General features: G+C 75.6%; 27 protein-coding genes. 11 read left to right on the top strand and 16 right to left on the bottom strand.

What is annotated here, in order from left to right; translation table 11 throughout:
• Window positions 1-2: 2 nt before the first annotated feature.
• Window positions 3-956 (bottom strand): inositol monophosphatase, encoded by a 954-nt coding sequence (locus R3E88_06990; GenBank protein MEZ4216206.1) that lies wholly within the window; start codon window positions 954-956, stop codon window positions 3-5.
• A gap of 24 nt (window positions 957-980) precedes the next feature.
• Between R3E88_06990 and R3E88_06995 the strand changes: the two genes are divergently transcribed.
• On the top strand, window positions 981-1,811 hold the full coding sequence (locus R3E88_06995; GenBank protein MEZ4216207.1) for a dienelactone hydrolase family protein: 831 nt from the start codon (window positions 981-983) through the stop codon (window positions 1,809-1,811).
• Window positions 1,812-1,843: 32 nt separating this feature from the next.
• Here R3E88_06995 and R3E88_07000 read toward each other — a convergent pair whose 3' ends face one another.
• Window positions 1,844-2,599 (bottom strand): PAS domain-containing protein, encoded by a 756-nt coding sequence (locus tag R3E88_07000; protein ID MEZ4216208.1) that lies wholly within the window; start codon window positions 2,597-2,599, stop codon window positions 1,844-1,846.
• A 93-nt stretch (window positions 2,600-2,692) separates the two neighbouring features.
• On the opposite strand from R3E88_07000, the gene R3E88_07005 reads away from it, so the two are divergent.
• Window positions 2,693-3,343: a PilZ domain-containing protein gene (locus R3E88_07005; protein ID MEZ4216209.1), complete on the top strand. Its 651-nt coding sequence runs from the start codon at window positions 2,693-2,695 to the stop codon at window positions 3,341-3,343.
• A gap of 10 nt (window positions 3,344-3,353) precedes the next feature.
• Here R3E88_07005 and R3E88_07010 read toward each other — a convergent pair whose 3' ends face one another.
• From R3E88_07010 to R3E88_07020, 3 genes are all read right to left on the bottom strand, one after another.
• Window positions 3,354-4,265 carry an NAD(P)-dependent oxidoreductase gene (locus R3E88_07010; GenBank protein ID MEZ4216210.1) on the bottom strand — a complete coding sequence of 304 codons (912 nt, stop codon included), beginning with the start codon at window positions 4,263-4,265 and terminating at the stop codon, window positions 3,354-3,356.
• Window positions 4,266-4,355: 90 nt separating this feature from the next.
• Window positions 4,356-5,981, bottom strand: coding sequence for an amidohydrolase family protein (locus tag R3E88_07015; GenBank protein MEZ4216211.1), 1,626 nt, complete (start codon window positions 5,979-5,981; stop codon window positions 4,356-4,358).
• A complete protein-coding gene (locus R3E88_07020; protein MEZ4216212.1) occupies window positions 5,975-7,504 on the bottom strand; it encodes a CoA transferase in 1,530 nt (509 codons plus the stop codon). The genes R3E88_07015 and R3E88_07020 overlap by 7 nt, the downstream gene beginning before the upstream one ends.
• Window positions 7,505-7,847: 343 nt before the next feature.
• On the opposite strand from R3E88_07020, the gene R3E88_07025 reads away from it, so the two are divergent.
• From R3E88_07025 to R3E88_07040, 4 genes are all read left to right on the top strand, one after another.
• Window positions 7,848-8,150 carry a hypothetical protein gene (locus tag R3E88_07025; GenBank protein MEZ4216213.1) on the top strand — a complete coding sequence of 101 codons (303 nt, stop codon included), beginning with the start codon at window positions 7,848-7,850 and terminating at the stop codon, window positions 8,148-8,150.
• Between the two features lie 27 nt (window positions 8,151-8,177).
• Window positions 8,178-9,686, top strand: coding sequence for a class I adenylate-forming enzyme family protein (locus tag R3E88_07030; GenBank protein MEZ4216214.1), 1,509 nt, complete (start codon window positions 8,178-8,180; stop codon window positions 9,684-9,686).
• Between the two features lie 110 nt (window positions 9,687-9,796).
• Window positions 9,797-10,744: an enoyl-CoA hydratase/isomerase family protein gene (locus R3E88_07035; GenBank protein ID MEZ4216215.1), complete on the top strand. Its 948-nt coding sequence runs from the start codon at window positions 9,797-9,799 to the stop codon at window positions 10,742-10,744.
• A gap of 211 nt (window positions 10,745-10,955) precedes the next feature.
• Entirely contained in the window at window positions 10,956-12,161 is a 1,206-nt protein-coding gene (locus tag R3E88_07040) for a CaiB/BaiF CoA-transferase family protein (GenBank protein MEZ4216216.1), read from the top strand.
• Between the two features lie 24 nt (window positions 12,162-12,185).
• Here R3E88_07040 and R3E88_07045 read toward each other — a convergent pair whose 3' ends face one another.
• Window positions 12,186-13,874 carry an amidohydrolase family protein gene (locus tag R3E88_07045; GenBank protein MEZ4216217.1) on the bottom strand — a complete coding sequence of 563 codons (1,689 nt, stop codon included), beginning with the start codon at window positions 13,872-13,874 and terminating at the stop codon, window positions 12,186-12,188.
• A gap of 98 nt (window positions 13,875-13,972) precedes the next feature.
• On the opposite strand from R3E88_07045, the gene R3E88_07050 reads away from it, so the two are divergent.
• The 3 genes from R3E88_07050 to R3E88_07060 are packed head-to-tail and all read left to right on the top strand — an operon-like array spanning window position 13,973 to window position 15,888.
• Window positions 13,973-14,380, top strand: coding sequence for a RidA family protein (locus R3E88_07050; protein ID MEZ4216218.1), 408 nt, complete (start codon window positions 13,973-13,975; stop codon window positions 14,378-14,380).
• Window positions 14,381-14,416: 36 nt separating this feature from the next.
• Window positions 14,417-15,352 carry an alpha/beta hydrolase gene (locus tag R3E88_07055; protein MEZ4216219.1) on the top strand — a complete coding sequence of 312 codons (936 nt, stop codon included), beginning with the start codon at window positions 14,417-14,419 and terminating at the stop codon, window positions 15,350-15,352.
• A gap of 11 nt (window positions 15,353-15,363) precedes the next feature.
• The gene (locus tag R3E88_07060; GenBank protein ID MEZ4216220.1) at window positions 15,364-15,888 is read left to right on the top strand and encodes a hypothetical protein; all 525 of its coding nucleotides are present in this window, start codon (window positions 15,364-15,366) and stop codon (window positions 15,886-15,888) included.
• Here the strand turns inward: R3E88_07060 and R3E88_07065 are convergent.
• The 8 genes from R3E88_07065 to R3E88_07100 all read right to left on the bottom strand — a co-directional run bounded on the left by R3E88_07065 (window position 15,824) and on the right by R3E88_07100 (window position 22,683).
• A complete protein-coding gene (locus R3E88_07065) occupies window positions 15,824-16,315 on the bottom strand; it encodes a DUF1801 domain-containing protein (protein ID MEZ4216221.1) in 492 nt (163 codons plus the stop codon). The genes R3E88_07060 and R3E88_07065 overlap by 65 nt on opposite strands.
• A gap of 149 nt (window positions 16,316-16,464) precedes the next feature.
• Window positions 16,465-18,231 carry a hypothetical protein gene (locus tag R3E88_07070; protein ID MEZ4216222.1) on the bottom strand — a complete coding sequence of 589 codons (1,767 nt, stop codon included), beginning with the start codon at window positions 18,229-18,231 and terminating at the stop codon, window positions 16,465-16,467.
• Between the two features lie 76 nt (window positions 18,232-18,307).
• Window positions 18,308-19,033 (bottom strand): class I SAM-dependent methyltransferase, encoded by a 726-nt coding sequence (locus R3E88_07075; GenBank protein ID MEZ4216223.1) that lies wholly within the window; start codon window positions 19,031-19,033, stop codon window positions 18,308-18,310.
• Between the two features lie 30 nt (window positions 19,034-19,063).
• Window positions 19,064-19,864 (bottom strand): class I SAM-dependent methyltransferase, encoded by an 801-nt coding sequence (locus tag R3E88_07080; GenBank protein MEZ4216224.1) that lies wholly within the window; start codon window positions 19,862-19,864, stop codon window positions 19,064-19,066.
• A gap of 32 nt (window positions 19,865-19,896) precedes the next feature.
• Entirely contained in the window at window positions 19,897-20,580 is a 684-nt protein-coding gene (locus R3E88_07085) for an alpha/beta fold hydrolase (GenBank protein ID MEZ4216225.1), read from the bottom strand.
• A gap of 195 nt (window positions 20,581-20,775) precedes the next feature.
• A complete protein-coding gene (locus R3E88_07090) occupies window positions 20,776-21,180 on the bottom strand; it encodes a hypothetical protein (protein ID MEZ4216226.1) in 405 nt (134 codons plus the stop codon).
• A gap of 245 nt (window positions 21,181-21,425) precedes the next feature.
• Entirely contained in the window at window positions 21,426-21,830 is a 405-nt protein-coding gene (locus R3E88_07095; GenBank protein MEZ4216227.1) for an ester cyclase, read from the bottom strand.
• 13 nt (window positions 21,831-21,843) lie between these two features.
• Window positions 21,844-22,683 (bottom strand): amidohydrolase family protein, encoded by an 840-nt coding sequence (locus R3E88_07100; protein ID MEZ4216228.1) that lies wholly within the window; start codon window positions 22,681-22,683, stop codon window positions 21,844-21,846.
• A gap of 282 nt (window positions 22,684-22,965) precedes the next feature.
• On the opposite strand from R3E88_07100, the gene R3E88_07105 reads away from it, so the two are divergent.
• Together R3E88_07105 and R3E88_07110 are read left to right on the top strand one after the other, a co-directional pair.
• Window positions 22,966-23,574 carry a hypothetical protein gene (locus R3E88_07105; protein ID MEZ4216229.1) on the top strand — a complete coding sequence of 203 codons (609 nt, stop codon included), beginning with the start codon at window positions 22,966-22,968 and terminating at the stop codon, window positions 23,572-23,574.
• 37 nt (window positions 23,575-23,611) lie between these two features.
• Complete coding sequence (locus tag R3E88_07110) at window positions 23,612-24,298, top strand: VIT family protein (GenBank protein ID MEZ4216230.1); 687 nt, start codon at window positions 23,612-23,614, stop codon at window positions 24,296-24,298.
• Between the two features lie 20 nt (window positions 24,299-24,318).
• Here R3E88_07110 and R3E88_07115 read toward each other — a convergent pair whose 3' ends face one another.
• Window positions 24,319-25,236, bottom strand: a complete 918-nt coding sequence (locus R3E88_07115; GenBank protein MEZ4216231.1) for an LLM class flavin-dependent oxidoreductase — start codon at window positions 25,234-25,236, stop codon at window positions 24,319-24,321.
• Window positions 25,233-26,525 carry a dipeptidase gene (locus R3E88_07120; GenBank protein ID MEZ4216232.1) on the bottom strand — a complete coding sequence of 431 codons (1,293 nt, stop codon included), beginning with the start codon at window positions 26,523-26,525 and terminating at the stop codon, window positions 25,233-25,235. The genes R3E88_07115 and R3E88_07120 overlap by 4 nt, the downstream gene beginning before the upstream one ends.
• Window positions 26,526-26,528 lie beyond the last annotated feature (3 nt).

The following is a 26,528-nucleotide window of genomic DNA, read 5'->3' on the forward strand; positions in this document are numbered from 1 at the left end:
GTCTACACGTCGCCGCCGCGCGGCGTCCCCGTCCCCGCGCCCTCGCTTCCGTCCCGCTCGCGCGTGTCCCGCTCGCGCGCGTCCGGGGCGCGCGCGCCCGGGGCGAGCGCGCCCGGGGCGAGCGCGCCCGCGCGCGCGAAGAGCGCCGCGACGAGCGCGCGCGGCCCGGCCGCCATGCCGGCAGGGAGCGCGCAGCCGGGCGGCGCATAGCGTGGTGCGCGCAGCGAGGCGTCCGCGTAGATGCCGCCCGCCTCGCGCACGAGCAGGTCGCCCGCGCACACGTCCCAGCTCCGCTTCGGGCGGACCGAGACGGTGAGGTCGCCTTCGCCGCACGCGACCGCGGCGAGCTTCCAAGCGGCCGAGCCCGTCGGGCGGACGGCGCCGAACCAGCCGGCGATCGGCTCCCAGTCGCCGCGCCGCGACTCGGAGCGGCTCGCGAGCGCGGTCGCGCGCGCGAGCTCGCACTGCGTCGAGACGCGCGCGCGCGCGCCGTCGCGGAAGCAGCCGCCGCCGCGCACCGCGGCGACGACGACGCCCGCGATCGGGTTCGCGACGACGCCGACGAGCGGCGCGCCGCGCTCGACGAGCGCGATCGACACCGCGAGCTCGGGGACGAGCGCGAGCAGCTCGTGCGTGCCGTCGAGCGGGTCGACGATCCAGGTGCGCGCGCCCGTGCGCGGGCCGCTCTCCTCGCTGCACCAGCCATCGTCGGGGTGCTCGCGCGCGACGCGCGCGCGGATCGCGGCGTCGGCGGCGAGGTCGGCGCGCGTCACGGGCGTCTCGCTCGCGTCGCGCGGAGCGGGCGCGCGCGCGTCGGGGGGCCGCGCGGCGATCGCGTCCCATGCGTCGCGCACGATCGCGCCCGCGTCGCGCGCGGCGGCGAGTGCGGTGGCGAGCTCGCGGCCGAGCCCGCGTTCGCGCGCGGCGTCGAGCGCGGCGCGATCCTTGGGCGACATGGCGCGCGAGTATACTCGCGCGCCATGTCGCCCAAGGCTTCCGACGACGGCGCGCCGAGCGCGCGCGATGGCGCGCATGCGAACGCGCGCGGCGCGCGGCGCGCGGCGGAAGCGGCGAGTGCCGCGCCGATCGACGTCGAGGACGTCGCGCTCGGCGCCTACGCCCGCGCGCGGGGCGACGACGCGAGCCCGGGCGTCGTGCTCGTGCACGACGTCTGGGGACTGCGCGATCACCCGCGCGACCTCGCGCGCAGGCTCGCGGCCGAGGGCTTCCGCGTGCTCGCCGTCGACCTGTACCGGCGCGTCGAGCCCGTCGCGATCGCCGACCCCGGGCCGTGGATGCAGGAGCTCTCCGATCCGCAGGTGCTCGCCGACCTCGAGGCCGGCGCGCGCTTCCTGCGCGAGCGCGCGCGCGACGGCGGCGCGGCGCGCGTCGGCGTCGTGGGCTTCTGCATGGGCGGCATGTACGCGCTGCTCGCGGCCTGCGGCGCGGAGGGCTTCGACGCGAGCGTTCCGTTCTACGGGCTGCTCTCGCACGCGCACGGCGTGCTCCACCGCGAGGGCGGGCTCGACCCCGCGCGCAAGCCGCACGAGCCGCTCGCCGTCGCGCACGCACTGCGCTGCCCGATGCTCGCGTTCTTCGGCGCCGACGACGCGCTCGTGCCGCTCGCGGACGTGCGCGCGCTCGAGCGCGCACTCGCGCGCGCGGGGAGACCGTCGGAGGTCGTGGTCGTCGAGGGCGCGGGCCACGCGTTCATGAACGACACGCGGCCCGAGGCGTTCCGGCCCGAGGCGGCGGCGCGCGCCTGGACGCGCACCGTCGCGTTCCTTCGCGAGCAGCTCGGAGGGGCGTGACGCGGCGCGGGCGCGCGGTGCGCGCCCGCCGCTCAGAGCGGCGCGATCGGGCCCTTGGGCCGCGCGACCACCAGCGCGAGCGTGCGGCTCTTCGTCGTGAAGCCCGACGCCGTGGCCTCGACCTCGACGGGCGCGCCGCCCGCGTCGACGAACGTGGTCGAGAAGCGCGCGGCCTCGCTGCCCTCGCAGAGGGCGTCGAGCCGCGTCCAGAGGTCGTTCTGGGCGCCCGGTGCGATGAAGCTCTGCGCGGGAACGCCGAGCAGCGCGTCGCGCTTCACGCCGAGCATCGCGCCCGCGGCCGGGTTCGCGTCCTCGATCGTGCCGGCGTCGGTGTCGAGCGCGAGGAACGCGTCGGCGATGCGATCGATCGCGCCGGCGACGGCGCGCCGCGCGAGGCGCGGACGGCCGGCGAGCTTGCGTCCGTTGTGGCTCGTGCGCAGGGCGAGCGCGAACTGCGCGACGAGCGGCGCGAGCGCCTGCTGCAGCGCATCGCCGCGCTCGGCGGCGAGCAGCGTCGACGCCTCGACCCACGCGTCGAGCAGCGCGAGCGTGCGGCGCTGGTTGACGCGCAGGCCGTCGAGGTTCGGCGGCGCGGCCTCGCCGCGCATCAGCGCCGTCGACGAGAAGGTGCGGAAGCGGCGGAGCGCCTCCGTCTCCGGTGAAGAAGGAGAGGGTGCGGCGGGACCGAGCACGCCGTTCATCGCGGCTTCGATCTGCGGCCGCTTCGCGACGAGCCAGGACCCGAGCTCCCCCAGTGAAGCCCGCGTTTCGCTCTCGGTGTTCCCCATCACGCGCGGCAGTCTACACCGATTCGCGTTCCGCGCAGCCGCGCGGCGCGTGCTCAATTCTGCACGCGCAGTCACCGATGATGGCCCTCACGTATGAGCCCGCGCGAGCTGCCGCGACACACTCTCGTCTGCCACGCGCGCGCGCAGGCCTTCACGCCGGGAACGCAGGTCATCCTCGGTCGACTCGGCTACGCGATCTGGCCGGTCGAGGAGTACGACGCGCGCGACGCCGACGCGCGCGAGGTCGACCCGCCCGCGCTCCGGATCGTGGACGAACGGCGTCTCGGCGAGGTCGAGGACGAGCCCGGAGAGCGCCCCGTCCAGATCGTCCTGCTGACCGGCCGCCACGGCGCGAGCGGGGCCGACCCGCGCGTCGTCGCCGCGGTCAAGAAGCCCGCGGGCCCGCACGACCTGTACCGCGTCCTTCAACAGCTGCTCGAAGAATTTCCGCGCGCGACGCCGCGCGTGCCCACCCACCTCCGGGCCCGCTGCGCGCGGAGTGGCCGCTCGTGGGACGGCTCCATCCTCTCCATCTCGGAGAACGGCTGCCTGCTGCGCAGCAGCGAGGCGCTGCCGCTCGGGAGCGCGGTCGAGCTCGCGTTCGACCTGCCCGCGGCGGGCCCGATCGCGATCGTCGCCGAGCCGTCCTACCAGCTCCTGCCCGACGTCGGACTCGTCTTCAGCGGCCTTCCGCCGGGCACGCGGCGCGCGCTGCGCGACTTCGTGACGTCGACGCTCGGCTGAGCGCGCGCCGCTAGCGCGCGACGAGCCAGTCGGGGTGACGCGCCTCGACGAGGCGGCGGAGGCCGTCCTTCCACGACACGCGCGCGGGACCGACGAGCGACACCATCTTCGCGTTGTCGCTCATCACGCTCTCGAGCGTCGCCTCGGTCTTCACGAACTTCGGCTCGAGCCCGCAGAGCTCGCCCAGGTACGCGCACCACTCCTCGATGCTCACGTGCTCCTGGCCCGAGACGTTCACGATCTCGGCCGGCACCTTCGCGTGCGCGAGCAGCGCCGGGAAGACGCGCGCGATGTCGTCCTCGTGGATCGGCGTGTAGACGCTCGGCGCGTCGCTGTGCACGGTGATGTCGACGCCGTTCTTCATCATCAGCAGGTGGTAGTACATCCAGCCGCCGTTGTTGCCGTACGGCGTGTTGAGGCGCGCGATGACCGTCGGCAGCCCGAGCTGGCGCGCCGCATAGCGAACGACCGCCTCCGCGGCGATCTTCGCGATGCTGTAGGTCGGCATCATCACGCGGTGGTTGTCGCCGAGCGGGTCGCTCTCGACGATCGGTTCGTGATCCTTGGGCTGGTACACGCCCGTCGTCGAGCAGTGCAGGAAGGCCTTCGCGCGGCGGCAGTGCGCCATCAGCAGGCCCGCCGCCTCGGCGTTCGCGCGCAGGTCGCCGTCGAAGTCGGGTGTCGCGCCGCGTGCGACGGCGAGGTGGAGCACGTAGTCGAAGTCGGTCGGGAGGCCGTCGAACTCGCCGCTGCCGAGGTCGGTCGCGACGCACGTGACCCCCGCCGCCTCGAGCGCCGCCTTCTTCTTCGCGTCGCTGAAGCGCGCGGCGCCCCACACCTCGTTCGACTTCGCGAGCGTGCACGCGAGCGGGAACGCCACCTGCCCGGTCGGGCCGGTGACGAGGATCTTCTTGCCTTCCATGGGGTTCTCCTGCGGTCGTCGCCGGGCCCGCTCTCGGGCCGGCCGGTGTGCGGACGGGGGCGTGACCTGGCGCGCGGGCGCGGGAGCCTATCACGCGATGCGACGCCCGCGCGCGAACGTGGCGCGGACGAGGTCGGCCGAGAGGGTCTCCCTCGCGCGGGCCCACGGCCGGTCGAGCAGCACGAGGTCGGCCGGCGCGCCCGGCGCGATGCGGCGCGGCGCGCCGCCCGGCGCGTCGGGGGAGGTCGTGAAGAGCGCGAGCGCGCGCTCGGGCGTCACGGCCTCGCGGCGGCCTAACAACGCTCCGGCCTCGGTGCGCCGGTCGACGGCCGCCTGCATCGCGAGCCACGGGTCGGGCGCGCCGTAGGGCGCGTCCGTGCCGCCGCCGAGCGACACGCCCGCCGCGTCGAGGCCCGCGCACCGGTACAGCCACGCGCGGTCGACCGGATCGACGTCGCGCAGGTAGGCGTCGCCGCGCTCGCGCACGAAGCCCGGCTGCGTGACGACGGCGACGCCCTGCTCGGCGAGCCACGCGACGAGGTCGGGCGGTGCGACCGACGCGTGCTCGATGCGATCGCCCGCGCGCGCGCCCGCCTGCGCGATCGCGCTCGCCGCGAGCGCGAGCTCGACGCGCGTCACGCAGTGCACGGCGACCGCGCGGCCGGCCTCGTGCGCGGCCTCGACCGCGCGCGCGAGCGCGTCGGGCGAGGGCAGGGCGCGCTCGTCGAGCACGAGCTTGCGCTCGCCGATCTCGATCGCCGGCCCGTCGACATCCGCGGCCGCATCCGCATCCGCGCGCGCGCCGCGCTGCGCGTCGCGCGCGCCGCGCGGCGCGGAGGTCTGGCCGGCGTGTTCGGCGCGCTCGTCGCATCCGTCGGCGAGCAGCGCGTCGAGCGCGGGCCCGCCCATCAGGCGCACGCGCTGCAGCAGCTCGCCGCGCGCGAAGGCCGCGGCGAGCAGGCGCGCGGTCGCGGCGTCGTTGCGCGGCGTCGCGTCGGTCGCGCTCGCGACGCCCGCGCGCGCGAGCGCGCGGCTCGCGTCGGCGAGCGACGGCGCGTCGCCGGGACGCGCGAGCCCGGCGGCCTCGCGTCGCGCCGCGAGCCAGTCGTCGAGGCGGAAGAAGCGCCCGGTCGGGCGCCCGCGCGCGTCGAGCTCGGCACCCTCCGGCCAGCCGCCGGCCGGCGGCCCGGCGGCGAGGCCCGTCGCTTCGAGGAGCGCACTGCTCCACGTCCACAACGCGCCCGTGCGGTGTTGGACGCGGACGCGCGCGCCGGGCGCGAGCGCGTCGAGCGCGTCGCGGTCGAGGTCGCCCGCGACGGACTCGTGATAGGCGACGCCGCGCACCTCGCGCCCACCGCTCGCCGCCGCGCGCAGCGCGCGACCGAGCGGCTCGCGCGACCGCACGCCCGGCGGGCCGCACACGACGGAGGCGCGCGCGGCGGCGAGCGCGAGGAGGTGGAGGTGGTGGTCGTGCAGCGCCGGGAGCAGTGCGCCTCCGCGCGCGTCGAGGACGCGCGGTGCGTCGCACGCGTCGCGCTCGGGCTCGGCATCGCTCGCGGCGCGCGATGCGCGCGCGTCGCGCTCCGCGCCGCCCTCGCGCGATCCGCGCGCGCTCGCGCGCGCGGTGATGCGCGCGATGCGCCCGCCCGCGATCTCGACGTCGACGCGCACGCGCGCGCCGTCGTCGCGCTCGACCTCGCAGTCGGCGATCAGCACGGGCGGGCGTCGAGCTCGCCGAGCACGTCGCGCGTGTCGGCGCCGAGCGCGGCGGCCCGCCCGCGCGCCGGTCGCAGCCGCGGCGGCGCCGCCTCGAGGCGCGCGCTCCCGACGTCGGCCGCGATCGGCGCCGTCGCGAGGACGGAGGCGACGACGCCGGTGAGCGGAATCGAGAGCAGCCGGCCGCCGCCGTCCGCGTGTGCGGCGAGCGCGGCGGCCGCCGCGCGCGCACCGGTGAGCGGGTCGGCGAGCGCGTCGCCGCAGAAGCAGAGGCCGTCCGCGCGCGCGGCCGCCGGCGAATCGATCGCGCCGCGCGCGCGCTCGCGCGCGCGGAGCGCGAACGACGCGCCCGCCGCCACCGCCGCGTCGTCGCCGTACGCGATCCAGCTCGCACCGGGCTCGTCGCGGCCGTAGCCCGTGATCGAGACCCACGTCGCGCGGCGCCCGCGCGCGACGACGCGCTCCGCGTCGATGCCGAGCTGCGCGAGCGCGCGCGGGCGCGACGCCTCGACGACGATGTCCGCCGCCGCGACGAGGCGGGCGAGCGCGGCGCGCCCGTCCGCACTCGCGAAGTCGAGCGCGACGCTGCGCTTCCCGGCGTTCAGCAGGTCGTGGAAATCGGCCGGGCCGCGCCGCGCGCCGTCGGGGCGTCGCGTCGACTCGACCTTCACGACGTCCGCGCCGGCGAGCGCGAGGAGATGGGTGCAGAGCGGTCCCGCCCAGAGCGACGAGAGGTCGACGACGAGCGGGCGCCGGCCGCGCGCGGGCCCTCGCGATGTCGAGTGCGCGGTGGCGTCGCCTTCCGCGCGCGCGTGCCCGCGAGCGGCGCCGCGCGCCGCGGCGCGGCCCGCGGCGCTCTCGGACGCCGGTGTGAGCTCGCGCGCATCGAGCCACGCGCCCGCGTCGGCGCGGGGAGCCGCGGCGACCGCACACGCGAGCCCGAGCTCGCGCGCGCGCAGCGCGACGGGCTCCGCGTCGCGCGCGCGCAGGGCGCGGGCCGCGAACTCCCAGGGCTCCGAGCCGCCTCGCGGCGTCTCGAGCCAGGCGTCGAGCAGCGCCGTGTCGTCGTCGCGCACGAGCTGGAGCGCGACGGCGCCGTCGCGCGTGCGCAGGAGCCGGCAGTCGCCTCCGGGCGCGACGTCGCCGCGGCGCGCGAGCGCGAGCGCGGCCGCGCGCTCGCCGAGCAGGAGCGCGCCGTCGAGCGCATCGAGCCCGGGTGCGCGCGGAAGGCCGAGCGCGCGCGCGAGCCGCGCCACCTCGGCGACGGCGCGCGCCGCGGCCGTCGCGAAGGCCGCGGGCGCGACGAGCGGGGGGCCGTCCGGGAAGCCGGTGACGGCCATGGCGCCGCTGCGCGCCCAGTCCTCCGCTCCGGCGCGCGCGTCGACCGGCGCGTCGCAGGCCGCCACCACGCGCGCGAGCTCGTCGCCGGACGTCGCGGTCCGTCCGGTGACACTCGCGGTCGCGTCCGCGCGCGCGGCGTCGCTTCCGTGCGCATCTCCAGCGTGCGAGCCGCGAGGGGACATGGGATCGCATGCTATCGCCGCGACCGGGCCGGGCGGGCGCGCGCCGCGTCGCGCGCGCGCCGCGAAGCCGGCGCGGGGCCCGCGTCGCCGCCGGCGGCCCCGCGCCGCCAATCAGGGCTGGAACTCGCGCGACGCGATGCAGTAGCTTCCGCGGCCGCCGCGCGGCCGACCCTCGGGCGCGAGCGATCCGCGCGAGTGAGCCGTGGTGCGCGCCCGAGCCGGGTCGTCCCGGCGCCAGTGTGTCCACCGGCTCGCGCCCGGCTCGCCGCCGCGCGCCGAGCCCCTTCGAGAGCGCCCGTCGAGAGCCCTTTCGAGACCGGAACGGAGAGACCCGATGGCAGACATCAAGGCAGGGACGCGGCTGCGCAGCGCCGTGTGTGCGACCGAGGTGATGGTGGTGGCGGCGCCGGCCGGCGGCGCCGAGCTCACGTGCGGCGGCGCGGCGATGCTCCCGATCGCGGAGACGCCGCCTCCGGGCGGGCAGCCCGCGGCCGACGCGGCGGCCGGCACGCAGCTCGGCAAGCGCTACGTCAACGCGGCGGGCGACCTCGAGGTGCTCTGCACGAAGCCCGGCGCCGGCTCGCTCGGCGCGAACGGCGCGCCGCTCCAGATCAAGGAGGCGAAGCCGCTGCCGTCGTCCGACTGACGCGCGCTCGCACCCGAGGCCCGCTCGATGAACCTGATGATGCTGCTCGAGATGGCGTCGGCCGGCTTCGCCGACCGCGTCGCGGTGACCGACGGCGCGCTCGCGCTGACGTACGGCGAGCTCTTCGGCGCGGCGGGCGCGGCCGCGCGGCGCGTGCGCGAGAGCGGCGCGAAGCACCTCGCCGTGCTCGACGTGAGCAGCCCGGCCGTGCCGACGGGCCTGTTCGCCGCGGCCTGGGCCGGCGTGCCCTTCGTCCCGCTCAACTACCGGCTCACGGGCGAGGAGCTCGAGCGCCTCACGTCGCAGATCGCGCCCGCGCTGCTCGTCGCGGACGGCGAGCGCGCGGCGTCGCTGCGCGGGCTCGCGGGCATCGAGGTCGTCGCGCGCGACGAGTTCCTCGCGAGCGCGCGCGCGGGCGAGCCGCTCGAGCCGTCGTCGTGGCCGATGGATCCCGAGGACATCGCGGTCCTGCTCTTCACGAGCGGCACGACGGGGCCGCCGAAGGCCGCCGTCATCCGCCACAAGCACCTGACGTCGTACATCCTGACGACGGTCGAGTTCGGCGCGGCGGGCGACGAGGACGGCCAGCTCGTCGCGGTTCCTCCCTATCACATCGCCGGCATGGCGACGCTGTGCAGCTCGATCTACGCGGGTCGCAAGATCGTGCAGCTCCCGAACTTCGCGGCGGCGGACTGGCTGCGGCTCGCGCGCGACGAGCGCGTGAGCCAGGCCTTCGTCGTGCCGACGATGCTCGGCCGCATCCTCGACGAGCTCGGCGACGCCGCGCGCGACGCGCTGCCGCACCTGCGCGCGCTCGCCTACGGCGGCGGCAAGATGCCGCTCCCCGTGATCGAGCGCGCGATGGCCGCGCTGCCGCACGTCGCGTTCACACAGGCCTACGGGCTCACGGAGACGAGCTCGACGATCGCCGTGCTCGGCCCCGACGACCACCGCACCGCGTTCGCGAGCGACGACCCGGCCGTGCGCCGGCGCCTCGCGTCGGTCGGCCAGCCGATTCCCACCGTCGAGGTGCAGATCCGCGACGACATGGGCGCCGTGCTCGGCCCGAACGAGCGCGGTGAGATCTTCGTGCGCGGCGAGCAGGTGTCGGGCGAGTACCTCGGCAAGGGCACGACGCTGCTCGGCGACGGCTTCTTCCCGACGCGCGACGGCGGCTACCTCGACGACGAGGGCTACCTGTTCCTCGAAGGTCGTCAGGACGACATCATCGTGCGCGGCGCGGAGAACATGTCGCCCGGCGAGATCGAGGACGTGCTGCTGCAGCACGAGGCCGTGCGCGACGTCGCGGTCGTCGGCGTGCCCGACGAGCAGTGGGGCGAGGCGGTGGCCGCGGCCGTCGTGCTGCACGAAGGGCAGAGCGCGACGGTCGAGGCGCTGCAGGCCTACGTGCGCGAGCGCCTGCGCTCGTCGCGCACGCCCGAGCGCATCGTCTTCCGCGCCGAGCTCCCGTACAACGAGACGGGCAAGCTCCTGCGGCGGCTCGTGCGCGCCGACCTCGCCGAGAACGCGTCATAGGCCGCGCGGAAGAGGCGCGCATCCTCGCGCTCGACGAGGCGCTCGCCCGCCTCGCGTCTCCCTTCGCCACCGAGGACGTCTCGCCGCTCACGGGCGCGCCGCTCTTGTGCGTGCGCGTCGACGGGCGTGCGCCGACCGACGCGGAGGTCGACGCCGCGTGCGCGACGCTCGCGCGGCTGCCGGCGCCGACGGTCGCGATCGCCGGGCCGGGTGCGCGCGCGACGCCCGCGCTGCGGCGGCTCGTCGACCGCTTCGACGTCGCGCTCGAGTCCGAGGCCGACCTCGCGCGCATCGCGAACGCGGTGCGCGCGCGCCCGCTCGCCGCCGCGGCGCTCGTGCAGCTGCTGCGCATGGGCGAGACGCTCGACGTGCCGCAGGCGCTCGTCGCCGAATCCTTCGTGTACTCGGCGCTGCAGGCGGGCCCCGAGTTCGCGGCGTGGCGCGCCGCGCGCGGCGCGCCGCCGGGGCTCGGCCCGAGCTCGACGCCCGCCGTCCGCGTCGAGCGCTTCCGCGGCACGCTCGCGCTCACGCTCGACCGGCCGCACAAGCACAACGCGTTCTCGAGCGAGATGCGCGATGCGCTCGCCCTCGCGCTGCGCCCGGCGCGCGTCGACCCGGGCGTGCAGGAGATCGTCGTGCGCGGCGCGGGGCGCTCGTTCTGCAGCGGCGGCGACCTCGACGAGTTCGGCACGCTTCCCGACCCGGCGACCGCGCACCTGATCCGCACGACGCGCAACGTCGCGCGCGCGCTGCACGACCTGCGCGACCGCGTGCGCTTCGAGGTGCACGGCGCGTGCATCGGCGCGGGCTGCGAGCTTCCCGCGTTCGCGCGCCGCGTCGTCGCGCGGGAGAGCGCGTTCTTCCAGCTGCCCGAGCTCGGGATCGGGCTCGTGCCGGGCGCGGGCGGCACGGTGAGCCTGCCGCGCCGCATCGGGCGCCAGCGCACGGCCTGGCTCGCGCTCACCGGGCGGCGCATCGACGCGCCGACGGCGCTCGCGTGGGGGCTCGTCGACGAGGTGGTGCTCGAGCCGGGCGTCGAGCGCGACGCGCTCGCCTGATCGCAGCGTCGCGCGGCGCGGCGGTGCGCGGGCGGCTCGCCGCGGGTGTGCGCCGCGTGGTATGACTGGCGCGTGCGCGCGCGCGGCGGCGCCTAACGAGCCCGCGCACGGCGGCTCGAGGCGGCGAAGGCCGGCGAGTGCCGACGAGAACCGCCGGAACCGCCGGAACCGCCGAGAACCGACGAGAACCGACGAGGGAAGGAGGAGTGCGATGCCGGGGCCGCTCGAGGGCGTGAAGGTGGTCGAGCTCGGCGTCTGGGTCGCAGGCCCGGCCGCGGGCGGAATCCTCGCCGACTGGGGCGCGGACGTCGTGAAGATCGAGCCGCCCGGCGTCGGCGACCCGGCGCGCCTGTTCAAGACGATGCTCGGCGGCGACCTGCCGTTCAACCCCGTCTTCGAGATGGACAACCGCAGCAAGCGCAGCGTCGGCATCGACCTCGGGAGCGACGAGGGCCGCGCCATCGCGCTCGAGCTCGTCGACGGCGCCGACGTGTTCCTCACCAACGTGCGGCTGGCGGGCCTGCGGCGCCTCGGGCTCGACCCGGAGTCGCTCTGCGCGCGCAATCCGCGGCTCGTCTACTGCGCGATCACGGGCTTCGGCACGAGCGGGCCCGACGCCGACCGCGCGGCCTACGACATCGCCGCCTTCTGGGCGCGCTCGGGCATCGCGGCGTCGCTCACGAGCCAGGGCCATCACCCGCCGTTCCAGCGCGGCGGCATGGGCGACCACAACGCGGGGCTCGCGGGCGCGGCGGCCATCTCGGCCGCGCTCTTCAAGCGCGCGCAGACGGGCCAGGGTCAGTTCGTGTCGACGTCGCTCCTGCGCGAAGGGCTCTACACGCTGTCGTTCGACCTCTCGATCGCGTGCCGCTTCGGCATCCACGTCGCGCCCGCGAACCGCAAGACGATGGGCAACCCGTGCATCAACAACTACCAGGACAAGGACGGGCGCTGGTTCTGGATCGTCGGCCTCGAGGGCGACCGCCACTGGCCGCCGCTGTGCCGCGCGGTCGGGCACCCCGAGTGGGTGGAGGACGAGCGCTTCCGCGACGCGCGCGGGCGCGCGCAGAACGCGGCCGACCTGATCGGCAGGCTCGACGCCATCTTCGCGACGAAGTCGATCGACGAGTGGCGGCCGATCTTCGACGGCACGCCCGACTTCTTCTGGTCGCCCGTGCAGACGATCGACGAGGTGCTCGCCGACGAGCAGGTGCACGCGTGCGGCGGGCTCGTCGAGGTGCCCGACGGCGACGCGACGACGACGCTGCCCGCGACGCCGTGCGACTTCCACGGCACGCCGTGGAAGCCGCGCGCGATGGCGCCCGAGCACGGCGAGCACACCGACGAGGTGCTGCGCGAGCTCGGCCGCGACGACGCGGCGATCGCCGCGCTGCGCGAGAAGGGCGCCGTCGTCTGACGCGCGCGGGCGCGGGTGCGCGCCTCAGGCCCCGCGGATCACCTCGCCCGGCAGCGCGCCCGTGTGCTTCCCGTTCTCCATCAGCACGGCGCCGTTCACGACGGTCGCGACGTAGCCCGTCGCGCCGACGACCCAGCGGTCGGTGCCGGCCGGGAAGTCGCGCGCGAGGTAGTGCGCGCCGGCCTCGAGCGCGTCGAGGTCGATCACGTTGAGGTCGGCCTTCGCGCCGACGCGCAGGACGCCGCGGTCGCGCAGGCCGTGGACGGCGGCCGGCATGCCGGTGAGGCGCCAGACGGCCTGCTCGAGCGTGAGCAGCTCGGGCACCCAGTCGGTGAGGAGCTTCGTCGTGTAATCGGCGCCGACGAAGCTCGCGAGGTGCGCGCCGCCGTCGGAGCTGCCGGCCATGACGAGCGGGTCGGCGACGGTCTGGCGCGTCACGAAGTCCATGAATGCGCGCGTCTCCTCGGTCGACGCCACCTCGAAGCTCGTCGCGAGATCCTCGGCGAGCGCGACGTCGAGGAAGGCGTCGAGCACGGGGATGCCGCGCTCCTGCGCGATGTCGCGGACGAGGCGTCCGAGCAGCGGGCGGTGCGCGTCGTCGCGCACCGCCTCGACGCACAGCTGCCCGAGGTCGAACGAGACGTTGCGCGCGCCCTCGTCCTCGACCTCGGCGCGCATGCGCGCGCGCACGTCGGGGTCGCGCAGGCGGCGCAGCCGCTCGGCCTGCGGCGCCGTCAGCACCGCGCGCCAGGTCGGCAGCTCGTCGAACACGAACGTGTCGCACAGGCGGATGTGCAGGCCGAGCTTCTGCGTCGCGAACTGCGGGTGGACGCGCGCGCCGCGCGCCGCCGCCTCGCGCGCGAACTCGAGCGTGCGCTGCCAGGCCATCGGCGTGTTCGGCGTCGGCGCGAGCAGGCCGAGCGAGACGGGCTTGCCCGACACGCGGTAGAGCTCGAGCACGAGCGCGCGGTCCTGCTCGTCGTGCCCCTCGGCGTGCGAGCGCGGGATGATCTCGATCGCGCCGTGGTCGAACTCGGCGAGCACCGACGCGAGCGCGACGATCTCCTCGTGCGCGGCGTGGTTGCACGGCACCTCGCGGCCGTCCTCGCCGACGTGCACGTCGAGCTGCGAGGTCGAGAAGCCGATCGCGCCCTCGCGCATGCTCTCGCGCACGAGCGCCTGCATCGCGGCGATCTCGTCGGCCGTGGCCGCGCGCTCGCTCGCGTCGTCGCCCATCACATAGCGGCGCACGGCGCAGTGCCCGACGTAGCCGCCCGCGTTCACGCCGAGGCGGCCGTCGAGCCGGCGCCAGAAGTCGTCGAAGCTGCCGCCCCCGAACGTGAAGCCCTCGGCGAGCGCCTCCTTCGACATGCCCTCGACCCGGCTCAGCATGCCCGCGAGCCACGGCACGTCCTCGGGGCGCGACGGCGCCAGCGTGAAGCCGCAGTTGCCCGTCAGCACGGTGGTCACGCCGTGCCACGACGAGGGCGACGCGGTCGGGTCCCAGTCGAGCTGCACGTCGTAGTGCGTGTGCGTGTCGATGAAGCCCGGCGTCACGACGGCGCCGTCGGCGGCGATCGCGCGCAGCGCGGGCCCGTCGCAGCGTCCGATGCGCGCGATGCGTCCGCCGCGCACGCCGACGTCCGCCGTGTAGGGCGCGATGCCCGTGCCGTCGACCACGCGGCCGCCGCGAATCACGAGATCCCAGGTCATCCGTCCGTCCTCCGGCGGGCGCCGCGCGCGCCGCTCTCGCGCGCCGCGCGTTCTTCGCTTGCAGCGGGCGGCGCCGCGGGGGCAGCATACGCGCCCGCATGCCGCTCGAGCACATCGATCCGCCGACGCTGATGAAGCCGATGGGGTACACGCACGTGGTCGCGGCCACGGGCGCCCGCACGCTCTACGTGGCGGGGCAGGGCGCCTTCGACGCGCAGTGGCAGCTCGTCGGGCCGGGCGACCTCGAGGCGCAGGCGCGGCAGGCCTACGGGAACCTGCTGCTCGCGCTCGAGGGCGCGGGAGCGGGCCCCGAGCACATCGCGAAGAGCACGATGTACGTGGTCGGCCTCGAGCAGGCGAAGCTGCCCGCCGTGATGCGCGGCATCGCCGCCGCGCTCGGCGGCCGCGATGCGCGCCCGCCGGCGTCGACGATGGTCGGCGTCGAGCGGCTCGCGATGGACGGCATGCTGATCGAGATCGAGGCGATCGCGGTCGTCGACGCCTGAGCGAACGAACGAGCGAGACGCAGGAGGAGAAGACCGATGCCCGTCGACCCGCAGGTGACACCGCTGCTCGAGGCCATGGCCGGCATGGCCCAGATCGACTGGTGGTCGATGGACCCCGCCGTGATGCGGCAGGGCTTCGGCACCGTCGGCCCCGAGCCCGAGAAGATCGAGGTGGCGAAGGTGGTCGACCGCACGATCCCCGGCCCGGCGGGCGAGATTCCCGTGCGCATCTACACGCCGGAGGGCACGGGGCCGTTCCCGCTCGTCGCCTTCTTCCACGGCGGCGGCTTCGTGCTCTGCGGCCTCGATTCGCACGACACGCTCGCGCGCGCCCTCTGCCGCGGCGCGGGCGCCATCGTCGTCTCGGTCGACTACCGGCTCGCGCCCGAGTCGAAGTTCCCGGCCGCGGCCGACGATTGCTATGCGGCGACGAAGTGGGTGGCCGACCATGCCGCCGAGCTCGGCGGCGACGCCGAGCGCCTCGCCGTCGCGGGCGACAGCGCGGGCGGCAACCTCTCGGCCGTCACCGCCCTCCTCGCGAAGCGCAAGGGCGGGCCGAGGCTCGTGCACCAGCTCCTCGTCTATCCCGTCACGTCCCACGAGCCCGACACCGACTCCTACCGCGAGAACGCCGAGGGCTTCTTCCTCACGGCCGACATGATGAAGTGGTTCACGCACCACTACCTGCGCGACGCGAAGGACGCGAAGGACCCGCTCGCCGCGCCCATCCACGCGACGAAGGCCGACCTCGCCGGCCTCCCGCCCGCGACCGTCATCACCGCGGAGTACGACCCGCTGCGCGACGAGGGCGAGGCCTACGGCCGGATGCTCGAGGACGCGGGCGTCGGCACGCTGATCGTCCGCTACGACGGCATGATCCACGGCTTCGTCTCGATGTTCGGCGTGCTCGACAAGGGCCGCGACGCGGTCGAGCTGTGCAGCAAGCGCCTGCGCGAGGCCTTCGGCGCCTAGCGAGCGCGAGCGTGGTCGACCCGTTCTCGGCGCTCGAGTCGCTGGCGGAGATCGGAATCGCGATCACCGGCTTCGCCGGGCTCGTCGCGGCGATCGGGCATCGGCGCGACGAGCCACTCTCGCTGCTCGAACGCAGCAATCTCCGCGCGCTCCTCTTGTGGAGCCTCGGTGCGACGTTCCTCGCCTACGTTCCGGTCGTGCTCGCGATCCACACGAGCGACGAGCCGTGGCGCGCCTCGCTCGCGGTCTTCGCCGCGTTCCACTCCTTCGTGTACTACGAGGTGTTCCGCGGGCGGCGCGATGCGCGCCGCCGCCGCGAGGGCGACGTCGCACTCACCACGTTCTCCAGGTTCCTGATCGTGTTCGGGTTCGTCGTGCTGGGGTTCGAAGTCGCCGCGGCGGCGGGCGCGTTCGCGTCGAGCGCCGCGACGGTCTACGTCGTCGCCGTCCTCTGGTTCCTGTTCCTCGCGGTCACGCGCTTCGCGACGCTCGTCGCCGGCCACCTGCGCGTGGACGGGGAGGAGGAAGCGGGCTGACCGGGCCGGCCTCCCGTTCCACGCGCCTTCGCATGTCGGCGCAGGCGGCCTCGACGAGCGCCTCGAGCGCGGCGGCATCGACCTCCACGCCGGGCCGGAGCTCGACGTGCCGCATGAAGCGCCCGGTGCCCTCGAGCAGGCCGGCGGGGTCGCGCAGCTCGGCGCCGCGGAAGAAGCCGACGTTCACGTGCGCGCGGAAGGCGTCGACGTAGGCGAATGCCGCGTCGCCGATGCACGCGGTCGGATGCCCGTCGTGCAGCAGCTCGCGCACGTCGGCGCCGCAGCCGCGCATCACCCCGAACCAGTGCTCGGCGATCGAGCCGAGCGCGCCCGCGCGGTCGCGCATCCAGCGCTCGATGGCCGGGTCGTGCGCGACGGCGCCGGGGAACCGCAGCAGCTCGGTCGCGCGCTCGCTCTTCGTCGCCATGCGCGGCGTCAGGCCGACGGCCGCGCGAACGGGATGCGCGCGAAGACGAACGCCGGCCGCACGAGGGAGCGGCCCGCTCGCGCCAACGAGATCCGGGAGCGGGACGAGGGCGCGTCGCGGGCTTCCATTCTCGTTCCTTCTCCCCGTCGTCAGGCGATCGGTACGGCGGCCGCGGCCGTCGGAGCGTGCGGCCGGAGGTCGACTCCGAACCGCTCCCGCTCGACGTCGGTCGCGCGCGCGCACGCGGCGCGGAAGTCGTAGGGCACCTCGTCGGCGCAGTCGGGCCACGTGCCGGTCGCGATCCAGGCGTCGACCAGGCCGAGGCGCGCGCACAGGCGCGGGAAGCGCGGGTCGTCGCGGAGCGCGGGCATGTTCGCCTGGAAGAGGATCGACGGGCGGTAGGCGTCGGGGCCCATGACGTCGGCGGGAGTGCCGGCGGGGCCGAGGCGCGCCGCGTCGGCGAGACGATAGGCGTCGTCGACGAGGCCGAGGTGGGCGGTGTAGACGAGGCGCGCGAGGTCGATGCCGCCGGTCGCGCGCACGTGCGCGTCGAGCGCGTCGCGCCAGGCGGCGAGGCTCGCGGGCGTCGGGCTCCGACTCGTTCGGATGAACGCGAGGCCGTCCTCGAACTCGCGCAGCTCGCGTCGCTCGGCGAGGGCGAGCAGGCGGTCGATCGCCGCCGCGTCGCCGAGGAACAGGTACGCGCGCAGCAGGCTCGAGACGGGGAAGCTCATCGCGGGCATGCGCTCGACGAGGTCTTCGTAGACGGGAACGGCTTCGGCGACGCGGCCGGCGGCCATGCGCGCGAGCGCGACGAAGTTCGCGGTCATCGGGTCGAGCGCGTCGAGACGGTAGGCGCGCTCGGCCTCGTCGAGGCTCTCGCGCACGCGGCCGAGCGTGCGCAGGAACCAGCTGACGTAGCGTCGCCCGTCGCCCGAGCCGGGCGAGCGCATGAGCCGCTCGATCGCGGCGCTCGCCTCGACGAAGCTCCCGAACGGCGGCACGACGAAGAGCCGCGCGGCGAGTGCATCGACGTTGTGCGGGTCGGCCCCGAGCGCGCGCGCGGCCTCGCGCTCGACGCGGGCCGCACACGCGGGGCGCGCCGCGAAGGGCTCGTACGCGTGGATCCACGCGCGCAGGTAGGCGAGCCGCCCCCACGCCTCCGCGAATCCGGGAGCGCGCTCCGTCACCGTCTCGAGCTGGGCGACGCGCGCGCGCAGCTCGTCCGGCGCGTACGACGCCGGGATGGCGCGCAGGTAGAGGTCGTACGTCTCGGCGTCGACGGACGCCGTCGCACCCCTCGACGCGAACGTGTGGTCGAGCGCGCGCGCGATGCTCTCCGCGATCTCGTCCTGCACGGCGAACACGTCCTCGAGCGCGCGGTCGTAGCGCTCGGCCCAGAGCGTCGCGCGCGTGGCGCCGTCGACGAGCTGCGCGTGGATGCGCACCTGGCCGGCCGCGCGCCGCACCGAGCCGTCGATCACGTGCGAGCAGCGCAGCTCCTCGGCCGCACCCACCTTCCGTTCGCCCCGGAGCTGGAAGCTCGACGCGCGCCCGATCACGCGCAGCTTCGTCCCGCGCGCGAGTCGCCAGATGAGCTCCTCGCTGATGCCGTCGGAGAAGAACTGCATCTCCGCGTCGTTCGACAGGTTGTCGAACGCGAGCACGGCGACGATCGGGTCGCTCTCGGCGGGAGGGGGGGCGTCGAGCGCCGCGGGCGGGGATGCGCCGCGCGGTGCGTCGGCGTGCGCCGCGTCGCGCGCGGCGCGCGAGCGGCGGAACAGCGCGACGAACCGCCGCGTCCCCATCGCGAGCGCGGAGAACACGATGCCCGCGACCGCGCCGAGCGCCGCGATCCCGCTCAGCAGCGCGTCGTTGTCGCGGATCCAGGCGGCGAGGTCGGAGAGCGCGGGCACGGCGCGCGGAGCCTATCCGATCGCCGCGGGCGCAGGCGAGGACGCCGCCGCGCGCGCCGCCTGTGCTCCGGCGCCGCTAGGCGACGACGAGCCGGTACCCGACGTCGAGCTCTTCGCGCTCGAGCAGGTGTCCCCAGCGCCGCTGCCAGGCGCCGGAGTCGAGGTCCTGCTGGAGGCGCGCGACGCCTTCGTCGACGCCGTCGATGCGCGCGAAGACGGAGATGGCCGCGCGGACGCTCGCATCGAGGTAGGCGTGCGGGCGCCGCCAGTAGGCGCCGAGGAAGCCGTCCGAGCAGTCGTGGGGCACGGGCACGTCGACGACGTCGGCGCCGCCGAGCGCGCGCGCGACGGCCGCGACCGTCGGCATCGTGCGTCGGTCGAGCCCGGCGATCGCGGGAAAGTAGTCCGCGATCCAGAAGCCGTCGCCCGCCGTGTCGAAGGTGAACACGACCACGCGCTCGCGCGCGACGCGCCGCAGCTCGCGCAGCCCCCGCGCGACGTCGGGCCAGTGGTGTGCGGTGAGGACGGCGAGCGACGCGTCGAAGCTCGCATCGCGAAACGGAAGGGCCATCGCCGAGCCGCGCACCGCGGGCGCCGCGTCGCGAGCGCGCTGACCGAGCATGACCCGCGACGGCTCGACCGCGACCACGTCGCGATCGCGCGGCTCGTAGGAGCCCGCGCCCGCGCCGACGTTCACGACGCGGCGCGCGCTCCCGAGCGCGCGCACGATCTGCGAGGCGATGCGCGGGTCCGCGCGCCGCCGTCCGCCGTAGCCCTGGCCGATCGTGTCGTAGAGGGTCATCGCTTCCGCACCGCGGCGTCGGCCGCCCGCTCAGTGCGCCACGCCGCGCACCGCCCACGCGCGCGCGCGCAGGCGCACGGGCGCGCCCGCCCGCGGCGCGAGGCGCCGTTCGAGCCGCGCGCGCAAGGCCTCGCGGCCCACGGCGTCGAGCGATGCGACGTAGCTCGGCGCCGGCCCCGTGCCGCGGAGGAACGGCGCCCAGTAGTCGTCGAAGCTCGCGAAGTCGGTCGCGATCGCGAGCGCATCGTCGCGCAGGTCGTCGAGGTCGCACTCGCGGAAGAGCGAGGCGAGCGCCGACGCGCGGCACAGCGGGAAGCGCGCGCCCTCGTCGAGCGCGGCGGCGCGCGCATCGATCGCCGCGGCCTCGTCCCAGAAGACGCGCAGCAGCTCCATGCCGTCGGCGTAGTCCCAGACGCAGGCGGCGAGGCTTCCGCCCGGGCGCAGGCGCTCGCGCATCGCCGCGACGGCGGCGCGCGCGTCGGGCAGGAAGTTGAACACGAGCGCGGAGGCGACGGCGTCGAACCCGCCGGCGCGCGCGGGAAGCGCGTCGACGCCCGCGACGACGAACGAGACGCGCGGGTCGGCGAGCTGCGCGCGCGCGTGCTCGACGAAGGAGGCCGACGGATCGCACGCGACGACCGATGCCGGCTCGCCGTCCGCGCAGATCGCCGCCGTCAGCGCACCCGTGCCGCACCCGACCTCGAGCCAGTGCGAGCCCGGGGCCTCGCGCAGCCAGGCGACGAACGCGTTCGCGAGCGGTCGACTCCAGCGGCCCATGTAGGCCTCGTACGCCGCGCCCTCCCGCCAGCGATCGCTCGGGACATCGCTCATGGCCTGCCTCCGTTCGCCGCGCGCGGCGCGCGTCACGCGTAGCGCAGAAGGAGCTCCGCCAGCTCGCGCGGCCGCGACAGGAACGCGCTGTGCCCCGCGTCGAACGGCACGACCTCGTCGACGCCGGCGTTGCGCGCCTGCTCGCGTTGATAGGCGGGCGGGAGCGCCTCGTCGCGCTCGAGCAGGATGTACGTGGTCGCGAGGCCGGGCGGCAGCGCGACGGGCGGCACGCGCTCCGTCATCGGGCCGGGCGGCTCGCGTTCGAGCCGCGCGAGCAGCCAGGCCACCGTGTCGTCGTCGAGGTCGTTGCAGAACATCCGCCGGAAGTCCGCGCCGCGCGAGACCGGCGACAGCGGGTGTTCCATCAGGTCGGCGATCGACTGCCCGACCGGCGGATTCGACGTCGACAGGTGCACGAGCCGCCGCACGCGATCGCCGACGCGCTGCGCCACGCGAGGCGTCGTGATGCCGGCCAGCGAGTGACCGACGAGCACCACGTCGGCGAGGTCGCGCCCCTCGATCTCGCCGACCACGTCGTCGACGTAGTCCGCGACCGTGATGCCCTCGAGCCCGCCGTCGCCGCGGCGCGCGCCGTGGCCGCGGAGGTCGACGGCGACGACCGCGCCGACGCGCGGGTCGGACACGAGGTGCGGCACCAGGCGCTCCCAGCACCACGCGCCGTGCGCACCGCCGTGGACGAGGACGAAGTCGGTCATGGCGTCAGGCCTCTTCGGGGCGTCGCATCCATCTCCCGAGGCATCCGCGTCGCTACTGCTGGCGAAGCAATACGGGGTGCCCGTGACTCTTGGTTCGTCCTGGGCGGGTAGTAGGGCGACGCCGTAGCTCGTGGACGAGCGTTCGTCATATTCGCACGCCAGTGCGCATGGACCTCGGCCGCGTCCGAAACCTTGCTAGGTCCCCGCCCTCCTGCCGCGACGAGACTGGCGCTCATAGAACAAGGTTCCCGCCTCGTAGTCACGGACGTTTCCGGGCGCGATGCCCACCCGCTTCTTTCGGCTGTTGAATTCGAGCTGAGGTCCGGCTGCGCGAATCAGAAGTGTCTCGATTTCACGTTCATGCACCTTCTGCTCGACGATGTAGAACGAGAAGTAGAGAAGTTCTGCGGAGTGCGCGCGCTTGTGCGCGGACAGTCGGGCAAAGATCGCGCCTCGTCCGATGTAGCGTGCGGTGCCCATGGAATCGTGTGCGACGTAGACGCCGGTCGCCTGCATGCCGCGCTCCGCGAGGTCGCGACGCACGTTGGCCAGCGCCTCGAACGGAAGCTTTTCGCCGAGTGCAGTGAAGAGCCGCGACACGCTTCGCGGTCGCCCGCGGCTACGTCGAAGCTCACCGGAGACGACCACGCGACCGACGTCGGACCAGACAGTGCCCGTCGAGCGCTTCGAGTGGGAGGGCTTCTTGCGGCGTTTGGGCCGCGCCGGACTGTGGCGTGTCATCGTCGGCGATTCCCGAGCGTCTCCTGCAACGTTCGATGAGAGTCATGATCCACTGTCGACGATAGTCGCGGGCTTCCGATGCCAGGCCGAAGCTACGATCGCCGCTAGCCCGGAATCACTCCCAGCTGCTTCAGCATCCCGAACGTGTCCGCGAACCTCCACGTGCGCCGCACCTTGCCGTCTTCGACCTCGAGCAGCGTGCAGGCCTCGGTCGTGAACGTGCGGCCCGTGGCGGGCAGGGTTCCGAGGGCGCCTTCGTTGGTTCCGGAGAGGCGGTAGCGGAGCGTGACGACGTTGCCGTCGACGTAGGTGGCGAGCTCTTCGAGGTGGCTGTCGGGCGTGGCCTTCCACCAGGCTTCGAGGGCGGCGACCTCGGCGTCGGCGCCGTCGGTCTGGACCTCGCCGTGCACGCGCGCTCGATAGTCGTCGTGGAGGAGGGCGCGGTAGCCGCGGGCGTCGCGGCCGTTGTCGCATTCGATCACCTTGCGGACGACGTCGAGCGGGCGCATGGGGCCTCCGGGCCTAGAGGGGCAGGCGGTAGGTGCGGATGGCGTTGCCGCCGAAGATGGCGTCGCGCTCGGCGGGGCTGCGGCCGGCGAGCACGGCGCGCGCGGTCTCGAGCAGCTGCGCATAGCCCGTGAGCTGGAGCGAGACGGGCCAGTTCGAGGCCCAGATCATGCGCTCGGCGCCGAAGTGCTCGAGCGCGAAGTCGAAGTAGGGGCGGAAGGCGTCGACGTCGCAGCCGCCGCGGTACATGTCGAGGCCGGAGACCTTCACGACGCAGTGCGGGTGCGCGGCGGCGCGCGCGAACGCGGTCGCCCACGGCTCCCAGTCTTCGGGCTTCGCACCGGGCATCCCGAAGTGGCAGACGACGAGACGCAGCGCGGGCACGGCAGCGGCGATCGTCGCGACGTGCTCGAGGTGCCGCGGCTGGAAGGCCGAGAGGTCGAACGCGAGCCCGGCGTCGGCGAGCAGGCGCAGCGAGTCGAGGACGGCGGGCCGGACGACCCAGTCGGGGTCGGGCTCGTCGTGGATCAGGTGCCGGACGCCGACGAGCGGCGCGCGCGCGTCGCGGTGGCGCGCGATCGCGCGCTCGGTCGCGGCCGGGTCGGCGAGCGGCACCCAGCCGACGACGCCCGCGATGAATCCCGCCTCGGCCGCCTGCGCGAGCATGAAGTCGGTTTCGGGCTCGCAGTCGGCCGCCTGCACGCAGACGCTGGCGTCGACGCCCGCGTCCTTCGCGAGCGCGCCGAGCTCTTCGTGTCCGACGAAGCGTGCGAGGTGCGGGAGGAAGCGGAGGAACGGGTAGTCGATGCGCGCGGGGTCGAGCAGGTGGTGGTGGGCGTCGACGACGAGGGCCATGGCGGTTCTCCCGCGCGCGGCGCGCGCCGCGTCGAGCGCCGTGCCACCGGTCGCCGCGCGCGCACGCGCCGGGGCCGGCGCAGGTGCACGCGCGCGACTTCGCGCGCGCGCATTCAACCACCGCGCACGCGGGCGGGGCAACCGCGCCGTCCCGCCCCGCGCCCCGCGCGCGCGTGGCCCGCGCGCGGTGCGCACCTTCGGGCCGCGCGCGGCGCGCGCGGGTGGTAGGCTGCGCGCTCCGAACGCCCATCGCGCGCGCCGCGCGCCTCGGAGGGAGAGCGCATGCTGCGCACGACCGCACGCCCGAACGGCCCGATCGCCCGCACGCTCTACCCCGTCCTGCTCGCCTCGCTGCTCGCGCTCCTCGCGCTCGCCGCGCTCCCGGGCGCGGCGCTCGCGGACGACGACGAGGACGAAGAGGAGCAGGACTTCTCGCGCGAGGGGCCCTACCTCGGCCTGTCCGGCATGTTCGCGGTCGACCTCTCGACCGACAACCTCGACGTCTCCGAGACGGGCGGCGTCGAGGCGCGCGTCGGCTTCCGGCTCGCGCCGGCGCTCGCGCTCGAGCTGACGGGCGACTGGCTCTCGCTCGGCGGCCGCAACCCGTGGTCCATCGGCATCGCGACGCGCCTCTACGTCGCGCCGCTCCTCGACACGCAGTGGATGGATGACCGCCTGCAGCCGTTCGCGTTCGGCACGTGGGGCGTCCTGAGCGGCGACCTCGGCAAGGGCAAGGAGCCGAGCGGCCACCTGAAGCTCGGCCTCGGCACCGACTACTGGCTCACCAACGACGTCGCGCTGCAGCTCGCCGCCGGCTACACGCTCAACGCCGGCGACGCGGCGCGCTGGCGGAGCCTCGAGCTCTCGCTCGGCGTGAACTGGCGCTACTGAGGCGCGCGCCATCGCCCACTCGCGGCGCCGGGCGCTGATGCGCCACTCCGAGGTCCATCGCGCCCACCGCATCGGGTGGCTGCGCGCCGCCGTGCTCGGCGCGAACGACGGCATCGTCTCGACGGCGAGCCTCGTGCTCGGCGTCGCGGCCGCCGACGCGACGCACGAGAGCGTCGTCGTCGCGGGCGTCGCCGGCCTCGTCGCGGGCGCGATGTCGATGGCCGCGGGCGAGTACGTCTCGGTGAGCTCGCAGCGCGACACGGAGGAGGCCGACCTGCGGCGCGAGCGCGCGGAGCTCGCCGCCGACCCGGTCCTCGAGCGCGACGAGCTCGCGGGCATCTACGTGGAGCGCGGCCTCGACGAGGCGACGGCGCGCGCCGTCGCCCACCAGCTGATGGAGCACGACGCGCTCGCCGCCCACGCGCGCGACGAGCTCGGCATCGACACCGACGGGCTCGCGCAGCCGGTCGTGGCCGCGCTCGCCTCGGCGGCGACGTTCGCCGTCGGCGCCGCGCTGCCGCTGCTCGTCGTCGTGCTCGCACCGGGCCCGGCGCTGCGCGCGGCGGTCGCGACGTCGTCGCTCGCGCTGCTGTGCGCGCTCGGCGCGCTCGCGGCGGGGGCGGGCGGCGCGAGCGCCTGGCGCGGCGCGGTCCGCGTCGGGTTCTGGGGCGCGCTCGCGATGGCGCTCACGACGGCGGTCGGGCGGCTCTTCGGCGCCGGCTGACCGCGCGCCCGAAGGCGCGCCTAACGAAGATCCCGAACGCGCGCGCGACGACGAGCCCGCTCCGCCAGCCACTCGCGCGTGCGCCGCGCGGCGCCGGGCTCGCCGTCGACGTGCACGAGGATCGGGTTCAGGTCCGTCACGCCGCTCGCCGCGAGTGCCTCGAGCCCGTCCTCGACGCGCGCCTCGTCGCCCACGAGCGCGACGTCGCTCGGGTGCGCGGCGCCCTGCGCCGCGAGCACGCGCGCGTACACGGGCAGGCGGCTCGAAGGGCCGGTGTAGGCGTCGACCGCGGCGCGCGCGCTCGCGGCGTCGTCGCACACGACGACGGGAAGGCTCGCGACGATGCGCGCGCGCGCAGGAAGGCGCGGCCGCACGGCGCGCGCGACGAAGGCGGCCCCTGCGTAGACGAGCGACACGCCGTCGGCGAGCTCGGCCGCGAGCGCGATCATGCGCGGGCCGAGCGCGGCGAGCAGCACGGGCGGCGGCTTCGGCGCGGCGATGGGCGTCGCCACGCGCAGCCGCTGGTAGCGCCCCTCGTGCACGACGTGCTCGCCGCGCAGGAGCGGGCGCAGCACGGCGAGCGCCTCGCGCGTGCGGCCGACGACGTCGTCGGCGGGCAGGCCGAGCTTGCGCTCGAGCAGCGCGGGGTGCCCGCTGCCGACGCCGAGGCAGAGCCGCCCGCGCGTCGCGACCTGCACGGTGAGCGCCTGCTGCGCGAGCGCCGTCGGGTGGCGTGTCGGCAGCGGCACGACCGACGTGCCGAGCTCGATGCGCTCCGTGCACGTGCCGGCGAGCGCGAGCAGCGTGAGTGCGTCCTGCTCGAACACCTGGCCGAGCCACACGCTCGCGAAGCCGTCGCGCTCGGCGGCGGCGAAGGCGGAGAGCGTCGACGCGAGGTCGCGCTGCCCGCGCGGGTCGAGCTGCAGGCCGATCCTCATCCGGCGCGCGGCGGCGCGCCCGCGCCCGCGCTCGCGCTCTGGCGCGCGACGTCCTCCACCTCGCGGAGCACGCGCAGCAGGTTCTCGCCGAGCACCTTGCGCACCGTCGCCTCCGGGTGGCCCCGCTCGAGCAGGCCGCGCGTGAGCGCCGGCAGCAGGTTCACCTCGTCGAGCCCTTCGGGCAGCGAGGCGATGCCGTCCCAGTCGGCGCCGATGCCGACGTGGTCGGGGCCGGCGACGGCGATCGCGTGGTCGAAGTGGTCGAGCAGGCGCGCGAGCGGAGCCTGCGGCATCGGGTGCGCCGCATAGTAGGCGCGCCGGGCGAGCCACAGGCCCCACCCGTCGTCGGCGAAGCGCACGCCGAGCGCCGCGAACGCGGGGCCGTGCTCGCGGTACCAGGCCTCGATCGCCGGGCCGACCTCCGGGTCGATGTAGCCCGAGTAGAAGTTGATCATCGCGACGCCGCCGTTCGCGGCGAGCGCGCGCAGCATCGCGTCGTCGAGGTTGCGCACGTGGTCGTGGACGGCGCGGCACGAGGAGTGCGACGCGATCACGGGCGCGCGCGTCGCGGCGATGACGTCCCAGAACGTCGCGTCGGCGACGTGCGAGACGTCGACCATCATCCCGATGCGGTTCATCTCGGCGACGATCTCGCGCCCGCGGTCGGTGAGCCCGCCGTGGAGCGGCGGCGGCACCTCGCGCGTGCCCGCCGAATCGGCCCAGCTCGTGTGGAACGAGTGCGTGAGCGTGACGTAGCGGACGCCGAGCCGGTGGAACGTGCGCAGCGCGGCGAGCGAGTCCTCGAGGATGTGCCCGCCCTCGATGCCCATCATGCTCACGAAGCGCCCGGCGGCGACGTGCGCGCGCACCTCGGCCTCGCTCGTGGCGAGCGCGACGCCGGGCGTGCGCGCGACCATCTCGTGCACGGCGTCGATGCGCTCGAGCGCCTCGCGGATCGCGCTCCCGGGCTCCGGGCGCTCGCCCATGTAGATCGACCAGAACTCGACGTCGAGCCCGCCCTCGCGGATGCGCGGCAGGTCCATGTGCGTCTCGGTCTTCGGGTGGCGCGCGGCGAAGTCGAACGACGCGTCCTGGAAGTAGAGCGTCGTGTCGGAGTGCGTGTCGACGACGATCGCGTCGCGGTGGATGCGCGCCGCGCGCGCGTCGAGCGACTCCGCGGCGCTCGCGGCGGCGGCCTCGGCGGCCGGCCCGCGCGCACAGCCGGCCGCGAGCGCGGCGAGGGCGATCGTCGCCGCGGCGCCGCGGCGCGCGCCCGCACGCCGGCGCACCGA

The sequence above is a fragment of the Myxococcota bacterium genome, assembly GCA_041389495.1.
Classification (GTDB): Bacteria; Myxococcota_A; UBA9160; order UBA9160; family UBA4427; genus JAWKRT01.

Excerpts from the sequence above, each read along its gene's own strand:
- R3E88_07000 (MEZ4216208.1), bottom strand. The coding sequence starts at position 2,599 with ATGGGGAACACCGAGAGCGAAACGCGGGCTTCACTGGGGGAGCTCGGG.
- R3E88_07115 (MEZ4216231.1), bottom strand. The coding sequence starts at position 25,236 with ATGAGGATCGGCCTGCAGCTCGACCCGCGCGGGCAGCGCGACCTCGCG.
- R3E88_07050 (MEZ4216218.1), top strand. The coding sequence starts at position 13,973 with ATGCCGCTCGAGCACATCGATCCGCCGACGCTGATGAAGCCGATGGGG.
- R3E88_06995 (MEZ4216207.1), top strand. The coding sequence starts at position 981 with ATGTCGCCCAAGGCTTCCGACGACGGCGCGCCGAGCGCGCGCGATGGC.
- R3E88_07095 (MEZ4216227.1), bottom strand. The coding sequence starts at position 21,830 with ATGCGCCCGCTCGACGTCGTCCGCAAGGTGATCGAATGCGACAACGGC.
- R3E88_07110 (MEZ4216230.1), top strand. The coding sequence starts at position 23,612 with ATGCGCCACTCCGAGGTCCATCGCGCCCACCGCATCGGGTGGCTGCGC.
- R3E88_07085 (MEZ4216225.1), bottom strand. The coding sequence starts at position 20,580 with ATGACCGACTTCGTCCTCGTCCACGGCGGTGCGCACGGCGCGTGGTGC.
- R3E88_07075 (MEZ4216223.1), bottom strand. The coding sequence starts at position 19,033 with ATGACCCTCTACGACACGATCGGCCAGGGCTACGGCGGACGGCGGCGC.
- R3E88_07020 (MEZ4216212.1), bottom strand. The coding sequence starts at position 7,504 with ATGTCCCCTCGCGGCTCGCACGCTGGAGATGCGCACGGAAGCGACGCC.
- R3E88_07040 (MEZ4216216.1), top strand. The coding sequence starts at position 10,956 with ATGCCGGGGCCGCTCGAGGGCGTGAAGGTGGTCGAGCTCGGCGTCTGG.
- R3E88_07045 (MEZ4216217.1), bottom strand. The coding sequence starts at position 13,874 with ATGACCTGGGATCTCGTGATTCGCGGCGGCCGCGTGGTCGACGGCACG.
- R3E88_07100 (MEZ4216228.1), bottom strand. The coding sequence starts at position 22,683 with ATGGCCCTCGTCGTCGACGCCCACCACCACCTGCTCGACCCCGCGCGC.
- R3E88_07030 (MEZ4216214.1), top strand. The coding sequence starts at position 8,178 with ATGAACCTGATGATGCTGCTCGAGATGGCGTCGGCCGGCTTCGCCGAC.
- R3E88_06990 (MEZ4216206.1), bottom strand. The coding sequence starts at position 956 with ATGTCGCCCAAGGATCGCGCCGCGCTCGACGCCGCGCGCGAACGCGGG.
- R3E88_07005 (MEZ4216209.1), top strand. The coding sequence starts at position 2,693 with ATGAGCCCGCGCGAGCTGCCGCGACACACTCTCGTCTGCCACGCGCGC.
- R3E88_07105 (MEZ4216229.1), top strand. The coding sequence starts at position 22,966 with ATGCTGCGCACGACCGCACGCCCGAACGGCCCGATCGCCCGCACGCTC.
- R3E88_07065 (MEZ4216221.1), bottom strand. The coding sequence starts at position 16,315 with ATGGCGACGAAGAGCGAGCGCGCGACCGAGCTGCTGCGGTTCCCCGGC.
- R3E88_07080 (MEZ4216224.1), bottom strand. The coding sequence starts at position 19,864 with ATGAGCGATGTCCCGAGCGATCGCTGGCGGGAGGGCGCGGCGTACGAG.
- R3E88_07010 (MEZ4216210.1), bottom strand. The coding sequence starts at position 4,265 with ATGGAAGGCAAGAAGATCCTCGTCACCGGCCCGACCGGGCAGGTGGCG.
- R3E88_07055 (MEZ4216219.1), top strand. The coding sequence starts at position 14,417 with ATGCCCGTCGACCCGCAGGTGACACCGCTGCTCGAGGCCATGGCCGGC.